Genomic DNA, 16,270 nt, shown 5'->3' with positions numbered 1-16,270 from the left:
CCAAGGCTTAACCAAATTGCGGAGCGGCCGGACACCCTTTCGGTACCATGACCAAGTCATGGAATACCTGATTAATCATTTAATTTCAGTTACTTGTTTGCCGGTCTACGACTGCGGAGACGGTAAAAGAAAAGAGCCCCGGCGGGTTCCGCCGGGGCTCTGTGGATGGTCAGGACTGTAACAAAGCTCAGTTTGCCTGCCGGCGCAGGAAGGCCGGGATATCAAGATGATCGTCTCCCTGTGGCGTCGGCGCAACAGGTGCCGGCCGTCCATGGGCATCCAATCCTTGGGGCGCCGGACGCTTCGCATACTCTGATACCGGATCGTGCGCCGCCATTTGCTGCGCCACGCTGCGTTGCGGCTTGCGCTCGGGCAGCGGCGGCATGGCCGGTCCGGAGGCGCGGGCCGCCACCGGCGGTTCGCTCTCCTCCTCCCGGCGGCCGAGGCCGACATTGGCGAGCCGCTGCAACAGCGACAGCCGGGTCTTCTGCGGATGCTCCTCCTCGGCCTCGCCGCGGGCCTGGCGAATCTCCGCCTGGGCCGGCATCGGCAGGTCCTCGAACTTCGGCATCCGCGGCGTGCGCACCGGCGGCCGCTCGGCGGTCGGCGGAATGAAGTTTTCCGGCGTCGCCGGCTCATGGGGCTCGACCCTGGTCGTTTCCGGATCGGGGAACAGGGTCGGCTTCTGCGCGATCGGACGGACGGTGACGTCGCCATAGGACGCCGGCTGCATCGGCGCGGCCTGCTGTTCCGGCGACACGGCGGCGGCGATGGCGGCGAGCGCGGCACGCTCGACGCTGCCCTGCTGGCGCAGCGGCGGCGGGGCGGCAGGCGCCGGCGCGGCGGGCGCAGCCATCGGGGCGCCGCCGGCTTCCAGCTTATGGGCACGCTCGGCCAGGCGCTGGTTGTCGGCGCGCAGCCGCGCGGTCAGGTCGGCGAGCCGGCTCTCGGGCGAACCGTTGCCGGTCGGCGCAGGCGCAGCGGGGGCCGCGGCGGCGGCGTTGCGGGCGATCGCGGCCTGCTCGATGCCGGTCGCAACCACGGAGACGCGGATGATGCCGTCGAGCGTCTCGTCGAAGGTGGCGCCGACGATGATGTTGGCGTCGGGGTCGACCTCCTCGCGGATGCGGGTGGCGGCCTCGTCGACCTCGAACAAAGTGAGATCCTTGCCGCCGGTGATCGAGATCAGGAGGCCCCTGGCACCCTTCATCGAGGAGTCGTCGATCAGCGGATTGGCAATCGCGGCCTCGGCGGCGGTGAGCGCGCGCTTCTCACCGGTCGCCTCGCCCGTGCCCATCATCGCCTTGCCCATCTCGCGCATCACGGCGCGGACGTCGGCGAAGTCGAGGTTGATCAGGCCTTCCTTGACCATCAGGTCGGTGATGCAGGCAACGCCCGAATAGAGCACCTGGTCGGCCATCGCAAAAGCGTCGGCGAAGGTGGTCTTCTCGTTGGCGACCCGGAACAGGTTCTGGTTCGGGATGATCAGCAGCGTGTCGACCACCTTGTGCAGCTCGGAGATGCCGTTCTCGGCGGTGCGCATGCGGCGCTGGCCTTCGAAGTGGAACGGCTTGGTCACCACACCGACGGTGAGGATGCCCATCTCGCGCGCGGTCTTGGCGATCACGGGAGCAGCGCCGGTGCCGGTGCCGCCGCCCATGCCTGCGGTGACGAACACCATGTTGGCGCCGGTGAGGTGATCACGGAGCTCGTCGATGACCTCCTGCGCGGCGGCCGCGCCGACATCCGGCTGCGAGCCGGCGCCGAGGCCCTGGGTCACCTGCGTGCCCATCTGGATGATGCGCTGCGCCTTCGACATGGTCAGCGCCTGCGCGTCTGTATTGGCGACGACGAAATCAACGCCCTGCAGCCCGGCGGTGATCATGTTGTTGACGGCATTGCCGCCAGCGCCACCGACGCCGAAGACGGTGATCCGCGGTTTCAGCTCGCTGATGTCAGGAGGGGTCAGATTGAGTGCCATGGTTGCCTCTCGATTACGCGCGCGCGTAGGTTCGCCCCGGCCTGCGGCCGCGGGAGCTGGTGAAAATCTTGTGGGCCTTATGAGTGGTCATCAGAAGCCCTCGCGAAGCCATCGTCCGACCTTTCCGAAATAACCGTCAGTCCCTGTCTTGAGCTGCCGCGTGTGCCGCGGTTCAACATGTTCGAGGTGAGCGTATTGCGGATAGACCAGAAGCCCGGTGGGCACCGCGAACGACGGCCCCTTGGCCTCGTTGGGCAGACGGCCGAAGCCGAGCGGACGGCCGATCCGCACCGGCCGATTGAGAATGCGGGTGGCGAGCTCGATCATGCCGGTGAGCTGCGCGGCGCCGCCGCTGAGCACGACCCGCGCCCTCGGCTCTGCCGCAAACGGGGAGGCCTTGAGCCGGTCCCGGACCATCTCAAAAATCTCCTCGGCGCGATGCCGGACGATGTTCGCAATCGTGGCGCGGGAGACGATCTGCGGCGTATCGCGTTCGTCGCCGGCGGTCGGGACCGACATCAGCTCGCGCGCATCCGAGCCGCCAGTCAGCACGGTGCCATATAACGTCTTGATTCGCTCGGCATCCGCAATGCACGCGCCGATGCCACGCGCGAGATCCATCGTGATGTGCTGCCCGCCGAGCGCAAATCCCGACGCATGCACGAAGCGTCCGCCCGAATAGGTCGCGATCGTGGTCGAGCCGGCGCCCATCTCGACCACGGCGGCGCCGAGATCGGCTTCGTCATCGGTGAGCACCGAGAGGCCGGCGACATAGGAGCTTGCCGCCATCGCCTCGACATTGAGGTGGCAACGCTCGACCACGAGCATCAGGTTCTTGGCAACGGTGGCGTCGGCCGTGACGACGTTCATGTCGACGCCGAACTGGCGCGCCACCATGCCGCGCGGATCGCGGATTCCCTTGACCCCATCGAGCGCGTAGCCGACCGGCAGCGCGTGCAGCACGGTCCGCCCATGGGCGGTCGCGTGGATCATGCCGGCTGTGGTGACGCGGCTGATGTCGGCTTCCGTCACCGAGCCGCCGCGAATGTCGGCAGCAGCCTCGACGAGCTGGCCCGCAGGCCGGCCGCCGGCAACCGGCAGCAGCACGGATTCGACACGGACCTTGGCCATGCGCTCGGCAAGCGCCACCGCATGACGCACCGCCTTTTCGCATTCGGCGAGATCGACCACCGCGCCGGCCTTGACGCCGCGCGACTGGATCTGGCTGTAGCCGATCAATTCCACCGCATGGGTGCGGCCGCGCAGGGCTTCGCTCGGCGGCGACGGCTTCAGCCGCGCGATCATGCAGGCGATCTTGCTGGTGCCGATATCGAGCGAAGCCACAAGCGCGGTGCGCTTGTGGGCCATCGGGCGTGTCTTCGGCGTCAGATTGCGATCGAGGACGGTCATGCGTCACCGCCCTTCTTCTTGGACTTCTTGTCCTTGAACAGCTCCTCGCGCGCCTTTGCCGCGTCCTCGGACAGTTGCACCGTCAACCGGTCAGGCAGGCGCATGTCGACGGCGACGATGTCGCGCGAGAACAGCCGGTCTTCCTTGTCGAGCTTGGAGAGCGCGGCGAGCGCATTGCCGACGTCGTTCTCGGGCAGGCGGATGTCGAGGCCATCCTTGAGCCGCAGGTTCCAGCGCCGTTCGCCGACGAAGATCGCGGCCTTGGTCACCGAGCGCACCTGCGGATAGCGATCGAGCAGCGCCAGGAAATCCTTGGCCCTGGTCTCGGCCCCCTTGCCGACCACGAGCGGCAACGTGAGAAAGCGGCGCGACACGTAGGGCTCGAGGACCGCGCCATCATCCGCGACCACCGACAGGCGCCCATCCTGCTGCCACAGCGCGAACGCCTTGCGCTCGACGATGTCGATCTGGAGCTGGCCCGGATAAAGCTTCAGGATCGTCGCGTCGGCGATCCAGGGATTGGCCTTCAGCCGATCACGCACGGTCGCGGCATCCAGGAACAACAGCGAGGAGCGGCCATTGACGCCGCCGATCGCCAGCACCTCGTCCTGGCTCAACTGCTTGCGGCCGTTGATGGCCACGGTGGTGATTCGGAAGCCTGCCGAGTTCCCGAGCGCGTTGCGCGCATCCGAAAGTCCCGTCACGAATTCGTCGACATGGCCGCCCTTGACGATGCCGAGGCCGGCGCTGCCGAGCAGGATGAAGACGGTGGCGGCAAGACCGACGCGGCGCGGCAGATAGCGCTCGATCAGAAGGATGAAGCGGCTGGGCGGATCGCGATCGATCACGGGCGGGGCGCGGCGGGCACGACGGCGGGCAAAATACTCGCGCAGCAGCACCGCCGCTCCAATAGCGGCTGCTTTCAGGTCAGCTTCGGGCCTCAGCGATCGCAGTGATCGAGTGAGGCGGCCTGCACCATCCATTGCACGAGCTCGTCAAATCTTGTGCCCGCAACACGTTTGCGGGTCCTGGCGCACACAACGTCTCGGTGATGCCGGCCTGGGTGTCGAAGCCAGTAAGAAAGGCCCCCTGTCCCTCGTTACGCGTGTCGAAGTGAAAGTTCCCGCGACAGCTCACGCCCGGCAGCCAAGCGCTACATGCGCCGCCGGCGTTAACCTTCGGACTTCCTGGTAAACAAAAGGTAAAAGCGGTTAACGCAGAACAGGTTTTGATGAGCAATGTGCGTACTTTGCCACGCAATCCTTAGGATTTTAGCAATCCCGGGGGCCGATTCGGGATGGAACCCGGTTCCCGACGCTTCTACACGCTCCCCCCGTCATTCCGGGGCGATGCGAAGCATCGAGCCCGGAATCCATTTCGCCAGCAGCGCTGCGGCCCGATGGATTCCGGGTTCGCGCTTCGCGCGCCCCGGAATGACGGACGGAGGGATGGCGCTAACTAACCCACCCTAACCGCCCGCCGCTTGGCCAATTCGATCTGTTCGTGCAGGAAATCGACGAATTCGATGCCCTGCGCCTTGAGCGCCTTCGGGTAGAGCGAGGCCTTGGTCAGCCCAGGCAGCGTATTGGTCTCCAGATAGATCGGCCCCTTGGCGGAGACGATGAAGTCGGTGCGGGAATAGCCGCTGCAGGACAGCGCCCGGTGGGCGCGGAGCGCGAGGTCCATGATCGCGGCGCTGATATCAGGCGAAAAGCGCCCGGGGCAGATCTCCTGGGTCGATTTGAGCAGGTATTTTGCGGTGTAGTCGAACGCGCCCTCCGCCGGCACGATCTCGATCGGCGGCAGCGAGAAGATTGCGCCGTCGGAGCGCTCCAGCACGCCGCAGGTTGCCTCCACGCCCGCAACGAACGGCTCGATCAGATAGTCCTCCGTCCTGGCGGCGTTGCGGACGGCAACGATGTCCTGCTTCGCATTGACGAAGATCAGGCCGTAGCTCGATCCGTCGCGCGCAGGCTTGGCGATCAGCCTGCCATATTCGGCGAAGGCAGCGTCAATCTCGTCCAGCGCGATGCAGCCCGGCGCCGGCACGCCCGCAATCGCCGCGAATCGCTTCGCCGCGACCTTGTCGAAGGCAAGATGCGAGGACGCCGAACCCGAACCGGTGAAGGGGATGCCGCGCATCTCGCACATCGCCTGCAATTCGCCGTTCTCGGCGCTCCCGCCGTGCAGGCCAAGCACCAGCACGCGATCCTCGCGGGCAGCCTGGTCAAGCGCTTGCGCGAGCGGGACGCCGCGGGTGCCGGGCCTGAACTCGTCCTGGAAGGGCCTCGCATGTTCGAGAAGCTGCTCGGACCGCACGACATGGACATTGTCGGCCACGTCCCAGAACCAGAGATCGGCTTCCGGCAAAGCCTGATGCAGCGCCTGCGCGCTTGCCACCGAGACGAGGCGTTCCTTGTTGCTGCCGCCGAAGAGAATGGTCGTTCGCATCAGCTTCGCTCGATCCCGATTCGCTTGATTTCCCAGTGTAGCTCGATTCCCGACGTCTCTTTCACCCGCTGCCGCACGGTTTCGCCGAGCGTTTCGATATCGTGTCCGGTGGCATTGCCGGTGTTAATGAGGAAATTGCAGTGCATCGCCGAGACCTGGGCGCCGCCGACGCGCAGGCCGCGGCAACCGGCGGCATCGATCAATTTCCAGGCGCTGTTGCCCGGCGGGTTCTTGAACGTCGAGCCGCCCGTCTTCTCGCGAATCGGCTGCGCGGTCTCGCGGTGGGTCTGCACCTCGTTCATGCGCGCGCGGATCGCCTCGGGCGCGGTGATCCTGCCGCGAAAGCGCGCGGAGGTGAAAATGATCGAGGGATCGACGCCGCTGCTCCGGTAGACGAATTTCATGTCGGCATTGGTGAAGACATGCCTAGTGCCGTCGCGGCCAATGCCGGTGGCGTCCAGCAGCACATCCTTGGTCTCGCCGCCGTTGGCACCCGCATTCATGCGCAGCGCACCGCCGACAGTGCCGGGGATGCCGAAGAAGAACTCCATGCCGCCGATATTTGCAGCCGCCGCCGTCTCGGCCACGCGCTTGTCGAGCGCAGCAGTGCCGGCGCTGACGATGTCGCCTTCGGCCCTGGTCTCGCCGAATGCGCGCGGCGCGAGGCGGATCACGACGCCCGGCATCCCGCCATCGCGCACGATCAGGTTCGAGCCGACGCCGACGACATAAACCGGCAAATCCTGCGGCAGGCGCGCCAGGAAATAAGCGAGGTCGTCCTCGTCCGCCGGCGTGAACAGCACCTGCGCCGGTCCGCCGACGCGAAACCACGTCAGTTCCGCCAGCGACTGGTTTGCCAAGAGCCGCCCGCGCAAGTCCGGCATCGCGGCTTTCAGTTCGAGGGCGATGTCGGGGAAACCGGCCACGCTAGCCCAGCGCCTTCAATTCGCCGGGCAATGCGTAAGCCCATTGCGTGATGTTGCCGGCGCCGAGGCACACGACGAGATCGCCGGGCTTGGCAAGGCCGCGAACGATCTTCGCAAGCTCGCCGGCATTCGGCAGCGGGATCACGTCGCGATGGCCGTGCGCGCGCAGGCCGAGCACGAAATGATCGCGGTCAATGCCCGGGATCGGCGCCTCGCCGGCCGGATAGACCTCGGCGACGACAACCGCGTCGGCATCGTTGAAGCAGGTGCAGAATTCCTCGAACAGCGACTGCAGGCGGGTGAAACGATGCGGCTGCACCACGGCGATGATCTTGCCGCCGTAGGACTCGCGCGCAGCTTTCAGCACCGCGGCGATCTCGACGGGATGGTGGCCGTAATCGTCGATCACGATGACGCCGTTCCACTCGCCGGTCCGGGTGAAGCGCCGCTTCACGCCGCCGAAGCCTGCGATGGCCTTGCGGATCGCTTCGTCGGAAATGCCGAGCTCATGCGCGACCGCGATCGCCGCGGTGACGTTCGACGCATTGTGGCGACCCGGCATCGGCAGCACGATGTCCGATATCTCGTGCGTCACGTCGGTCTTGCGGTTGCGGAAGGCGACCTTGAACTTGGAGCCGCCGGGTATCGGCTGCAGGTCGACCAGTCGCGCATCGGCCTGCGGATTTTCACCATAGGTGATGATGCGGCGATCCTCGATGCGGCCGACGATCGTCTGCACCACGGGATGGTCGATGCACATCACCGCAAAGCCATAGAACGGCACGTTCTCGACGAAGGCGCGGAATGCGTCCTGCACCGCCTCGAAGGTCCCGAAGTGATCGAGATGCTCGGGGTCGACATTGGTGACGATGGCGACGTCCGTCGGCAGCTTCAGGAACGTGCCGTCGCTTTCGTCGGCTTCCACCACCATCCAGTCGCCGGCGCCGAGCCGCGCATTGGTGCCGTAGGCATTGATGATGCCGCCATTGATCACGGTCGGATCGAAATCGCCGGCATCGAGCAGGGCTGCAACCATCGAGGTGGTCGTGGTTTTGCCATGGGTGCCGGCGATCGCAACGCAGCTCTTCAGCCGCATCAATTCGGCGAGCATCTCGGCGCGGCGCACCACCGGAATGCGCTGCGCCCGGGCGGCCATCAATTCCGGATTATCGCGCTTGATCGCGGTCGAGACCACGACGACGTCGGCGCCGTTGACGTTCTCGGCCTTGTGGCCGACCGAAACCTTGACGCCCTTCTCGCGCAACCGCGCGACATTGCCGCTCTCGGAAGCATCAGAGCCCTGCACGGTGTAGCCGAGATTGCAGAGCACCTCGGCAATGCCGCTCATGCCGATGCCGCCGATCCCGATGAAGTGGATAGGTCCGATCTCGCGCGGCAGTCTCATGAGACAATCCTTCGATACTCTGCGCAGCCCGAGAGATTCAAATCGGCTCTGCAAATTACTGGATGCCCCGCTTTCGCGGGGCATGACAAGGGCAATTTCTGCAGAATCGCCTAAATTCCAGCCACTTTCACCACCAGATCGGCCAGTCGCTCCGCCGCGTCGAGCCGACCGGCGCCGCGCGCGGCGGACGCCATTGCCGTCAATTTCGCCGGTTCGGCCGCCAAAGCAGAGATTTCAGCAGCCAACCTGTCCTGGGTAAATTCGGCCTGTGGAATCCGCAATGCGCCGCCGGCCTGCGACAGCACGCCGGCATTGGCGAACTGGTCCTGGTCGATCGCGCCGGGCAGCGGCACCAGGATCGAGGGCCGGCCGATCGCGGCGAGTTCGGCGACGGTGCCGGCACCGGAGCGCGAGATCACGAGATGGCTGGCGGCTAACCTTGCCGGCAGGTCGGTGAAGAACGGCGCGAGCTCGACATTGATCTTGAGGCGGTCATAGACCGCGCGCACCCGCGCCATGTCCTCCTCCCGCACCTGCTGCGTGAGGATCAGGCGGCTCCACAGCGCCGGCTCGAGCTTTTCGATCGCACCGGGCACGATGTCGCTCATCACCCGCGCACCCTGGCTGCCGCCGACCACAAGCAGGCGCAGCGGGCCGTTCGGTTCCGGCGAGGCAAACGGCACCGCGGCGGCTGCGAGGACGGTGGGCCGCATCGGCGTGCCGACGGTGGTGGTCTTAGCGGCGAGTGCCGGATCGCGGTCGAGCACGCCGGGCAGCGATGTCGCGATCGCATTGACGCGGCTGGAGAGGAAGCGATTGGCGCGGCCGAGCACCGCGTTGGCGTCATGGATAATGCCGGGCACGCCGAGCAGGCGCGCGGCGAGCAGCGGCGGCACCGTGGGATAGCCGCCGAAGCCGACCACCGCGGCCGGCTTCAATCGGCGCACCAGATTGGCGGCAACCACGATGCCATAGCCCAGCGTGAACGCGGTGCGGGCGAGCGAGATCGGATTGCGTCCGCGCACCGTCTCGCTCGGCACCACATCGATATTGTCCTTGGAGAACAGTCCGCTGTAGCGCAGCGCGCGGGCGTCGGTCGCGAGCCGCACGCGCAGGCCGCGTCTGTTCAGTTCCACGCCGAGCGCTTCGGCGGGGAACAAATGGCCGCCGGTGCCACCGGCCGCAAGCAGGATGAGGGGCGCGTTGTCCATATCGGAGCTTCTACTGGCATTTAGCCGTCATTGCGAGCGAAGCGAAGCAATCCATTTCGTCACTTGCGACACTATGGATTGCTTCGTCGCTTCGCTCCTCGCAATGACGGCGGAATGAGCTACGCGTAGCCTGGCGCTGCGCTGGCCGCGTTGGTCGATTCGATCTCGGTGCGTGGGCGCTGCCGGGTCAAGGCCAGCATCATGCCGACGCCGTAGGCGAGCGAGACGATCGACGAGCCGCCATAGGAGATGAACGGCAGCGTCATGCCCTTGGCCGGGATCAATTGCAGGTTGACCGCCATGTTGATCGCAGCCTGCACGCCGAACAGAATTGCGAGCCCCGACGCCGCAAAGCGCGCGAACATGTCCTCGGTCGTGTAGGCGCGCGAGAGCGTGCGGATCACGACGAAGGCGAACAGCGCCAGCAGCGCAAGGCAAAGGATGATGCCGAACTCTTCCGCGGCGACCGCAAAGACGAAGTCAGTGTGGCTGTCCGGCAGGCTGCGCTTTGCAATGCCCTCGCCCGGCCCGAGCCCGAACCAGCCGCCATTCCAGAACGCCTCCATCGCCATGTCGACCTGGAAAGTGTCGCCCGAGGCCGGATTCATGAAGCGCTTGATGCGGCCGGCGACGTGCGGAACGAACAGATAGGCGCTGAACAGGCCAAGGCCCGCGGCGCCCGCAAGCCCGGCGACCCAGATCATCCGCATGCCTGCGATGAAGAATAGCGCGCCCCACACCATCAGGATCAGCATGGTCTGGCCGAAATCGGGCTCCATCACCAAGAGCGAGACCAGCATCAACAGCAGCACCAACGCCATCGAGGTCGCCGGCATCTCGGGGCGCCTGGTCGATTCCGCAAACAGCCAGGCCGCGAGGATGACGAAGGCCGGCTTGGCCGATTCGGAAGCCTGGATGTTGACGCCGACCAGCGTGATCCAGCGCCGCGAGCCCTTCACTTCCGGGCCGATCAGGAGGGTCATCACGATCAGCGCGATGCTGACAAAGAACACCACCATCGCGGCGCGCCGGATCTGGCGCGGCGACAGGAAGGAGACCGTGATCAGCACGATGAAGGATGGCAGCAGGAACATCACGTGCCGGCTGAAGAAATGGAACGGGTCGAGCCCGATCCGGGTCGCGACCGGCGGGCTCGCCGCCAGCGACAGGATGACACCGCCGAACATCAGCGCGATGACCGCCGCCAGCAGCGGCTTGTCGATGGTCCACCACCAGTCGGAGAACGGGGTGCGTTGATCACGGGCGAGCATGGGCGTCCCCAGAATGCCGAGGTAACGGCCATTGGTGGACGAGGATGGTTTCCGAAGGGTTAATGGATTGAGCAACTTTGGAGATAGAGCGAACCTCTCTCCCGTCGTCATGCCCGGCCTTGTGCCGGGCATCCACGTCTTTGCCGCCGCAACGAAGGGAAGACGTGGATGGCCGGGACAAGCCCGGCCATGACGGGCTACATCACCACCGGCTTGACGCCGGGCAGTGCCGTGACGAGGTCGCGGAAGGCGGCGCCGCGGATTTCGAAATTGCGGTACTGGTCGAAGGAGGCGCAGGCCGGCGACAGCAGGACGACCGCGTCAGTGAGGCCGGAGGCTTCCGCATCGCGCGCGGCGTTGGCGACTGCGACATCGAGCGTCTGCGAAATCTGGTGCGGCACGGCCTCGCCGAGCGTGCCGGCAAATTCCTGCGCCGCCTCGCCGATCAGATAGGTTTTGCGGATGCGCGGGAAATAACCGGTCAGGCTGGTGATGCCGCCGGCCTTCGGCTTGCCGCCGGCGATCCAGAAAATGTCAGTGAAAGACGACAGCGCATGCGCTGCCGCATCCGCATTGGTGCCCTTGGAGTCGTTGACGAACAGCACATTGCCGCGGCGGCCGACCTGCTCCATGCGGTGGGCGAGGCCGGGAAAGCTACGCAGGCCGTTCTGCAGCACATCCGTCGAGATGCCCATCGCCAGCGTGCAGGCCGCAGCGCATGCCGCGTTCTGCGCGTTGTGCAGGCCGCGGAGCGAGCCGATGCCGCCCAGCCGCGCGATCTCGCTGCGCGCGGCGCCGGACGCCAGCACGATGGTCTCGTGCTCGACATAGATGCCGTCGGGCAGCGGGTTCTTCACGGACACCCGCACCACACGCTTGCCCGCCCGATCGAGGCGATCGGCGATGTTGCGGCAGAAGATGTCGTCGACGCCGACGATCGAGGTGCCACCCGGCTGCACGCCCGCGACCAGCCGCTCCTTGACCGCGGCGTAATTCTCCAGCGTGCCGTGGCGATCGATGTGGTCCTCGCTGACATTGAGCAGGATGCCGACGGACGGATCGAGCGAGGGCGTGAGGTCGATCTGGTAGGACGACATCTCGATCACATGCACGCGCCCCATCTGCGGCGGTTCCAGCGACAGGATCGCAGTGCCGATATTGCCGCCCATCTGGGTGTCGTAGCCGGCGACCTTCATCAGATGGGCGATCAGCGCTGTCGTGGTCGACTTGCCGTTGGTGCCTGTGATGGCGACGAACGGCGCTTGCGGCGCGTGACGTTGGCGCTCGCGGCAGAACAGTTCGACATCGCCGATCACCTCGACGCCGGCCTGGCGCGCCAGCAGCACGCTCCAATGCGGCGCGGGATGGGTCAGCGGCGCGCCGGGGGTCAGGATCAGCGCGGCGAAATTCTCCCAGGAGACCGAGCGCAGGTCCGCGGTGACGAAGCCGGCCTGCGCGGCTTTGGCGACGTTGTCGGAGTTGTCGTCGCCGGCAATCACCTCCGCCCCACCCGCCTTCAGCGCATGGCAACTCGCAAGTCCCGAACCGCCGAGACCGAACACGGCGACCGTCTTGCCCGCGAAGGAGGTGACAGGGATCATCGCAGCTTCAACGTGGAGAGGCCGGCGAGCGCCAGCATCACGGCGATGATCCAGAAGCGGATCACGATCTGCGGCTCGGTCCAGCCCTTCTGCTCGAAATGATGGTGCAGCGGCGCCATCCGGAACACGCGCTTGCCGGTGAGCTTGAAGGAGGCCACCTGCACGATCACCGAAACCGCCTCCAGCACGAACAGGCCGCCGATCACCGCCAGCACGATCTCGTGCTTCACGGCGACCGCCGTTGCCCCGAGCATGCCGCCGAGCGCGAGCGAGCCGGTGTCACCCATGAAGATCGACGCCGGCGGCGCGTTGAACCACAGAAACCCGAGACCAGCACCCAGCACGGCGCCGCAGAGCACCGCGAGCTCGCCGGTGCCGGCGACATAGTTGATCTGCAGGTAGTCGGAGAACACCGCGTTGCCGGTGAGATAGGAGATCATGCCGAAGCTGGCGGCCGCGATCATCACCGGAACGATGGCGAGACCGTCGAGGCCGTCGGTCAGGTTCACCGCGTTGCCCGCGCCGACCATGACGAAGGCGCCGAAGATCACGAAGAACCAGCCGAAATTGAACACCACATCCTTGAAGAAGGGAATCGCGAGCGAGGTCGAGGACACGTCGCGCCCGAGCCGCACCAGCGCGTAACAGGCGGCGAGCGCGATGATCGCCTCGATCGCAAGGCGCAGCTTGCCGGCAAAGCCACTGTGGCTCTGCTTGGTGACTTTCAGATAATCGTCATAGAAGCCGACGAAGCCGAAGCCCAGCGTCACCGCCAGCACGATCCAGACATAGGGATTGATCGGGTTGGCCCAGAGCAGCGTCGCCACCACCACGCCGGACAGGATCATCAGCCCGCCCATGGTCGGCGTGCCCTTCTTCGTAATCAGGTGCGATTGCGGGCCGTCGGTGCGGATCGGCTGACCCTTGCCCTGGCGCAGCCGCAAATGATCGATGATCCAGGGCCCGAATAGGAACACGAACAGCGCGCCCGTCACCATCGCCCCGCCGGTGCGGAACGTGATGTAGCGGAACACGTTGAGCGCCCCCCGGAACACCCCGAAGCCGGGCACCGTGTTGGAAAGGTCGATCAGCCAATAAAACATTCAATATGCCTATACCGCTTCTTCATGCGCGGCTTTGCCGGGAAAGCGCTTTTCCAGCGCGTTGACGATCCGCTTCATCTTCGAACCCAGCGATCCCTTGACCATGACAGCGTCGCCGGGGCGGATGGCCGCGACCGCCTGGGTCTCCAGACTCGCCGAGCTATCGGCATAGCCTCCCCGCCTTCCCGTGGAAAGAGCGTCCCAGAGGTTGCGCATCAGCGGACCACAACAATAGACGAGATCAATATTGTTGGCGTTGACAGCCTCGGCCAGGCCGCGATGCAGCGCAGGGCCGGTCGGCCCGAGCTCGAGCATGTCGCCGAGCACCGCGATGCGGCGGCCCTGCGCACCCAGCTGCGCCTGCCCGAGCACGTTCAGCGCAGCCGCCATCGACGCCGGATTGGCATTATAGCTCTCGTCGATCAGCGTCGCCTCGCCAGCGCCGATCTCGAGGGTGCGCCGCGCACCACGACCCGCCGGAGCCTCGAGCTGCGACAACGACAAGGCCGCGCGCGCAAGATCCGCCCCGATCAGCGATGCGCCGGCGAGTACGGCGAGCGAGTTCATCGCCATATGGCGGCCGGGCATGCTGATCTTGTAGGTGACGTCGTGGCCGAGGATGTTGGCATGTACGACGGAACAAGTCGCGTGCAGCGACACGTCGATAAGCCGCGCATCGGATTGCGTGTCCATGCCGAAGGCGACGATGCGTGAAATGCCGAGTTCCTTCGCGCGGGCTTCCAGCCTTCCAAATTGCGCATTGTCGCGGTTGAGCACGACGGCGCCATCGGGCTCAAGACCCAGAAAGATCTCCGCCTTGGCGTCCGCGATCTCTTCGATGCCGGAGAAGAACTCCAGATGCACCGGCTCCACGGTGGTGACGACGGCAACATGCGGCCGCACCAGCTTCACCAGCGGCGTGATCTCCCCGACATGGTTCATGCCGATCTCGAACACCGCAAACCGCGCCGACGCCGGACAGCGCGCCAGCGACAGCGGCACGCCCCAGTGATTGTTGAAGGAAGCAACCGAGGCATGCGTCTCGCCTTGCGCCGAGAGCACGTGCCGCAGCGCTTCCTTGGTCGAGGTCTTGCCGACCGAGCCGGTGACCGCGATGATCCTCGCGTTGAGCCGCGCGCGAGAGGCATGGGCAAGATCGACGAGACCGGCGAGCACGTCGTCGACGATCAAGAGCGGTGCATCGGCGGGGTACTTGTCGCGTTGTGCGCTTTCGACCACCGCGAGCGCGGCGCCCGCCTTCAATGCGGCCTCGACAAAATCGTGGCCGTCATGCACGTCGCCCTTGATGGCGAAATAGGCCTCGCTTGGCCGCAGGGTGCGGCTGTCGATGGAAAGGCCGGTGACGCCGGACGGCAAGCGCCCCTGTGTCGCGGCGTGCATCGCCTCCGCCATCGCAGCCGATGTCCATAGTGCTGTGCTCATGCGCCCCTCGCTTCAAGCGCCGCGGCCACGGCTTCATGATCGCTGAACGGCAATGTCTTGTCGCCGATAATCTGTCCGATCTCATGCCCCTTGCCGGCGATCAAGAGCACATCGCCCGGCTGCAATGCCGCGATGGTCGCCTTGATCGCTTCCGCGCGATCGCCGATTTCGCTCGCGCCCTTCGCGGCGCCGAGGATGGCCGCACGGATCGCCGCCGGATTCTCGCTGCGCGGGTTGTCGTCGGTGACGATGACGCTGTCGGCATTGTCAGCGGCAATCGCGCCCATCAGTGGACGCTTGCCCGCGTCGCGGTCGCCGCCGGCGCCAAAGACGACGATCAGCGCGCGCTTCGCATAGGGCCGCAGCGCCTGCAGCGCCTTGGCGAGCGCGTCCGGCTTGTGCGCATAGTCGACGAAAATCGGCGCACCGTTGCGCTCACCGACACGTTCGAGCCGTCCCTTGGCGCCCTCGAGATGTTCGAGGTTTGCAAAGACGGCATCGGCGTCGCTGCCGGTGCCGATCGCAAGGCCTGCGGCCACCAGCGCATTCTCGATCTGGAACTCGCCGACCAGCGGCAAATGGATAGCGCGCTTCCGGCCACGGTGCTCGATCGTCAGCTTCTGTGCAAAATCTTCGATCGAAGCGTCGAGCAGGCGAATGCCATCTCCGCCGTCGGCGTTGCGGCCAACCGTGATGGTCCTGAGCTTGCGCGTGCGCGCCGCATCGATCACCTCAGGCGAGCAATCATGATCAGCCGAAATCACGGCTGCCCCGTCGGGCATCACCAGATCACGGAACAGCCGCAGTTTCGCGTTGAGATAGTGCGCCACGTCGGGGTGATAATCCATGTGGTCGCGCGACAGATTGGTGAAGCCGCCGGCGGCAATGCGCACGCCGTCAAGCCGATATTGGTCGAGCCCGTGCGAGGACGCTTCGAATGCCAGATGCGTGACGCCATCGCGGGTGATCTCGTCGAGCTGGCGATGCAGCGCGATCGGATCAGGCGTGGTCAGCGAGCCGTAGACCGTGCGTTTCGGCGACACCAGGCCGATGGTGCCGATGCTCGCGGCATCGTGCCCCAGTCGCTGCCAGATCTGCCGCGTGAAAGCCGCCACCGATGTCTTGCCGCTGGTGCCGGTCACAGCCGCGATCGTCTCGGGCTGGCGCGGGAAGAACTTCGCCGCGGCCAGTGCCAATGCGCGGCGCGGATTTGCCGTCACGACAAAAGGCACGCGCGGAGCGCCTTGCGGCCGATGATCGACGGCGACCGCGGCCGCACCTGCGGCAATCGCGGCATCGATGAAGCGCGCCCCATCGGTCTTGTAACCCGCGAGTGCGAAGAACAGATCGCCCGGCTTCACCGCGCGGCTATCAGCCGTCACCCCTCCGATCTCGATGGCTTCCGCCTGCGGATCGATCGTGGCATCAGCGCTGAAAAGGTCGCGAAGTCTCATGATCTTCCAGTCCG

General features: G+C 65.9%; 12 protein-coding genes. All 12 read right to left on the bottom strand.

The features are described from left to right. Positions 1 to 187: 187 nt before the first annotated feature. The 12 genes from ftsZ to ACZIRK_RS18195 all read right to left on the bottom strand — a co-directional run bounded on the left by ftsZ (position 188) and on the right by ACZIRK_RS18195 (position 16,256). The gene (gene ftsZ, locus ACZIRK_RS18250; protein ID WP_463327868.1) at positions 188 to 1,981 is read right to left on the bottom strand and encodes a cell division protein FtsZ; all 1,794 of its coding nucleotides are present in this window, start codon (positions 1,979 to 1,981) and stop codon (positions 188 to 190) included. 90 nt (positions 1,982 to 2,071) lie between these two features. Next, a complete protein-coding gene (gene ftsA, locus ACZIRK_RS18245) occupies positions 2,072 to 3,391 on the bottom strand; it encodes a cell division protein FtsA (protein WP_028167494.1) in 1,320 nt (439 codons plus the stop codon). Next, complete coding sequence (locus ACZIRK_RS18240) at positions 3,388 to 4,374, bottom strand: cell division protein FtsQ/DivIB (RefSeq protein ID WP_463327867.1); 987 nt, start codon at positions 4,372 to 4,374, stop codon at positions 3,388 to 3,390. The genes ftsA and ACZIRK_RS18240 overlap by 4 nt, the downstream gene beginning before the upstream one ends. Positions 4,375 to 4,849: 475 nt before the next feature. Continuing rightward, positions 4,850 to 5,842: a D-alanine--D-alanine ligase family protein gene (locus ACZIRK_RS18235; RefSeq protein ID WP_456642446.1), complete on the bottom strand. Its 993-nt coding sequence runs from the start codon at positions 5,840 to 5,842 to the stop codon at positions 4,850 to 4,852. After that, a complete protein-coding gene (gene murB, locus ACZIRK_RS18230; RefSeq protein WP_456642509.1) occupies positions 5,842 to 6,726 on the bottom strand; it encodes a UDP-N-acetylmuramate dehydrogenase in 885 nt (294 codons plus the stop codon). The genes ACZIRK_RS18235 and murB overlap by 1 nt, the downstream gene beginning before the upstream one ends. Positions 6,727 to 6,769: 43 nt before the next feature. Continuing rightward, a complete protein-coding gene (gene murC, locus ACZIRK_RS18225; protein WP_463327866.1) occupies positions 6,770 to 8,173 on the bottom strand; it encodes a UDP-N-acetylmuramate--L-alanine ligase in 1,404 nt (467 codons plus the stop codon). Positions 8,174 to 8,283: 110 nt separating this feature from the next. After that, complete coding sequence (murG, locus tag ACZIRK_RS18220) at positions 8,284 to 9,384, bottom strand: undecaprenyldiphospho-muramoylpentapeptide beta-N-acetylglucosaminyltransferase (RefSeq protein ID WP_463327865.1); 1,101 nt, start codon at positions 9,382 to 9,384, stop codon at positions 8,284 to 8,286. A gap of 119 nt (positions 9,385 to 9,503) precedes the next feature. Beyond that, the gene (ftsW, locus tag ACZIRK_RS18215) at positions 9,504 to 10,655 is read right to left on the bottom strand and encodes a putative lipid II flippase FtsW (RefSeq protein WP_028167500.1); all 1,152 of its coding nucleotides are present in this window, start codon (positions 10,653 to 10,655) and stop codon (positions 9,504 to 9,506) included. A gap of 197 nt (positions 10,656 to 10,852) precedes the next feature. Then, positions 10,853 to 12,256 carry a UDP-N-acetylmuramoyl-L-alanine--D-glutamate ligase gene (gene murD / locus ACZIRK_RS18210; RefSeq protein WP_463327864.1) on the bottom strand — a complete coding sequence of 468 codons (1,404 nt, stop codon included), beginning with the start codon at positions 12,254 to 12,256 and terminating at the stop codon, positions 10,853 to 10,855. Next, positions 12,253 to 13,359, bottom strand: coding sequence for a phospho-N-acetylmuramoyl-pentapeptide-transferase (mraY, locus tag ACZIRK_RS18205; protein WP_028167502.1), 1,107 nt, complete (start codon positions 13,357 to 13,359; stop codon positions 12,253 to 12,255). The genes murD and mraY overlap by 4 nt, the downstream gene beginning before the upstream one ends. A gap of 9 nt (positions 13,360 to 13,368) precedes the next feature. Continuing rightward, positions 13,369 to 14,802 (bottom strand): UDP-N-acetylmuramoylalanyl-D-glutamyl-2,6-diaminopimelate--D-alanyl-D-alanine ligase, encoded by a 1,434-nt coding sequence (locus tag ACZIRK_RS18200; RefSeq protein ID WP_463327863.1) that lies wholly within the window; start codon positions 14,800 to 14,802, stop codon positions 13,369 to 13,371. Further along, positions 14,799 to 16,256: a UDP-N-acetylmuramoyl-L-alanyl-D-glutamate--2,6-diaminopimelate ligase gene (locus ACZIRK_RS18195; RefSeq protein WP_463327862.1), complete on the bottom strand. Its 1,458-nt coding sequence runs from the start codon at positions 16,254 to 16,256 to the stop codon at positions 14,799 to 14,801. The genes ACZIRK_RS18200 and ACZIRK_RS18195 overlap by 4 nt, the downstream gene beginning before the upstream one ends. Positions 16,257 to 16,270: the final 14 nt, after the last annotated feature.

This window comes from Bradyrhizobium sp. Leo114, assembly GCF_055229415.2.
This window is presented reverse-complemented; position numbering and strand designations above follow the sequence as displayed.

Excerpts from the sequence above, each read along its gene's own strand:
- murB (WP_456642509.1), bottom strand. The coding sequence starts at position 6,726 with ATGCCGGACTTGCGCGGGCGGCTCTTGGCAAACCAGTCGCTGGCGGAA.
- ftsW (WP_028167500.1), bottom strand. The coding sequence starts at position 10,655 with ATGCTCGCCCGTGATCAACGCACCCCGTTCTCCGACTGGTGGTGGACC.
- ACZIRK_RS18195 (WP_463327862.1), bottom strand. The coding sequence starts at position 16,256 with ATGAGACTTCGCGACCTTTTCAGCGCTGATGCCACGATCGATCCGCAG.
- murG (WP_463327865.1), bottom strand. The coding sequence starts at position 9,384 with ATGGACAACGCGCCCCTCATCCTGCTTGCGGCCGGTGGCACCGGCGGC.
- ACZIRK_RS18200 (WP_463327863.1), bottom strand. The coding sequence starts at position 14,802 with ATGAGCACAGCACTATGGACATCGGCTGCGATGGCGGAGGCGATGCAC.
- ACZIRK_RS18240 (WP_463327867.1), bottom strand. The coding sequence starts at position 4,374 with ATGGATGGTGCAGGCCGCCTCACTCGATCACTGCGATCGCTGAGGCCC.
- ftsA (WP_028167494.1), bottom strand. The coding sequence starts at position 3,391 with ATGACCGTCCTCGATCGCAATCTGACGCCGAAGACACGCCCGATGGCC.
- ftsZ (WP_463327868.1), bottom strand. The coding sequence starts at position 1,981 with ATGGCACTCAATCTGACCCCTCCTGACATCAGCGAGCTGAAACCGCGG.
- ACZIRK_RS18235 (WP_456642446.1), bottom strand. The coding sequence starts at position 5,842 with ATGCGAACGACCATTCTCTTCGGCGGCAGCAACAAGGAACGCCTCGTC.
- murC (WP_463327866.1), bottom strand. The coding sequence starts at position 8,173 with ATGAGACTGCCGCGCGAGATCGGACCTATCCACTTCATCGGGATCGGC.
- mraY (WP_028167502.1), bottom strand. The coding sequence starts at position 13,359 with ATGTTTTATTGGCTGATCGACCTTTCCAACACGGTGCCCGGCTTCGGG.
- murD (WP_463327864.1), bottom strand. The coding sequence starts at position 12,256 with ATGATCCCTGTCACCTCCTTCGCGGGCAAGACGGTCGCCGTGTTCGGT.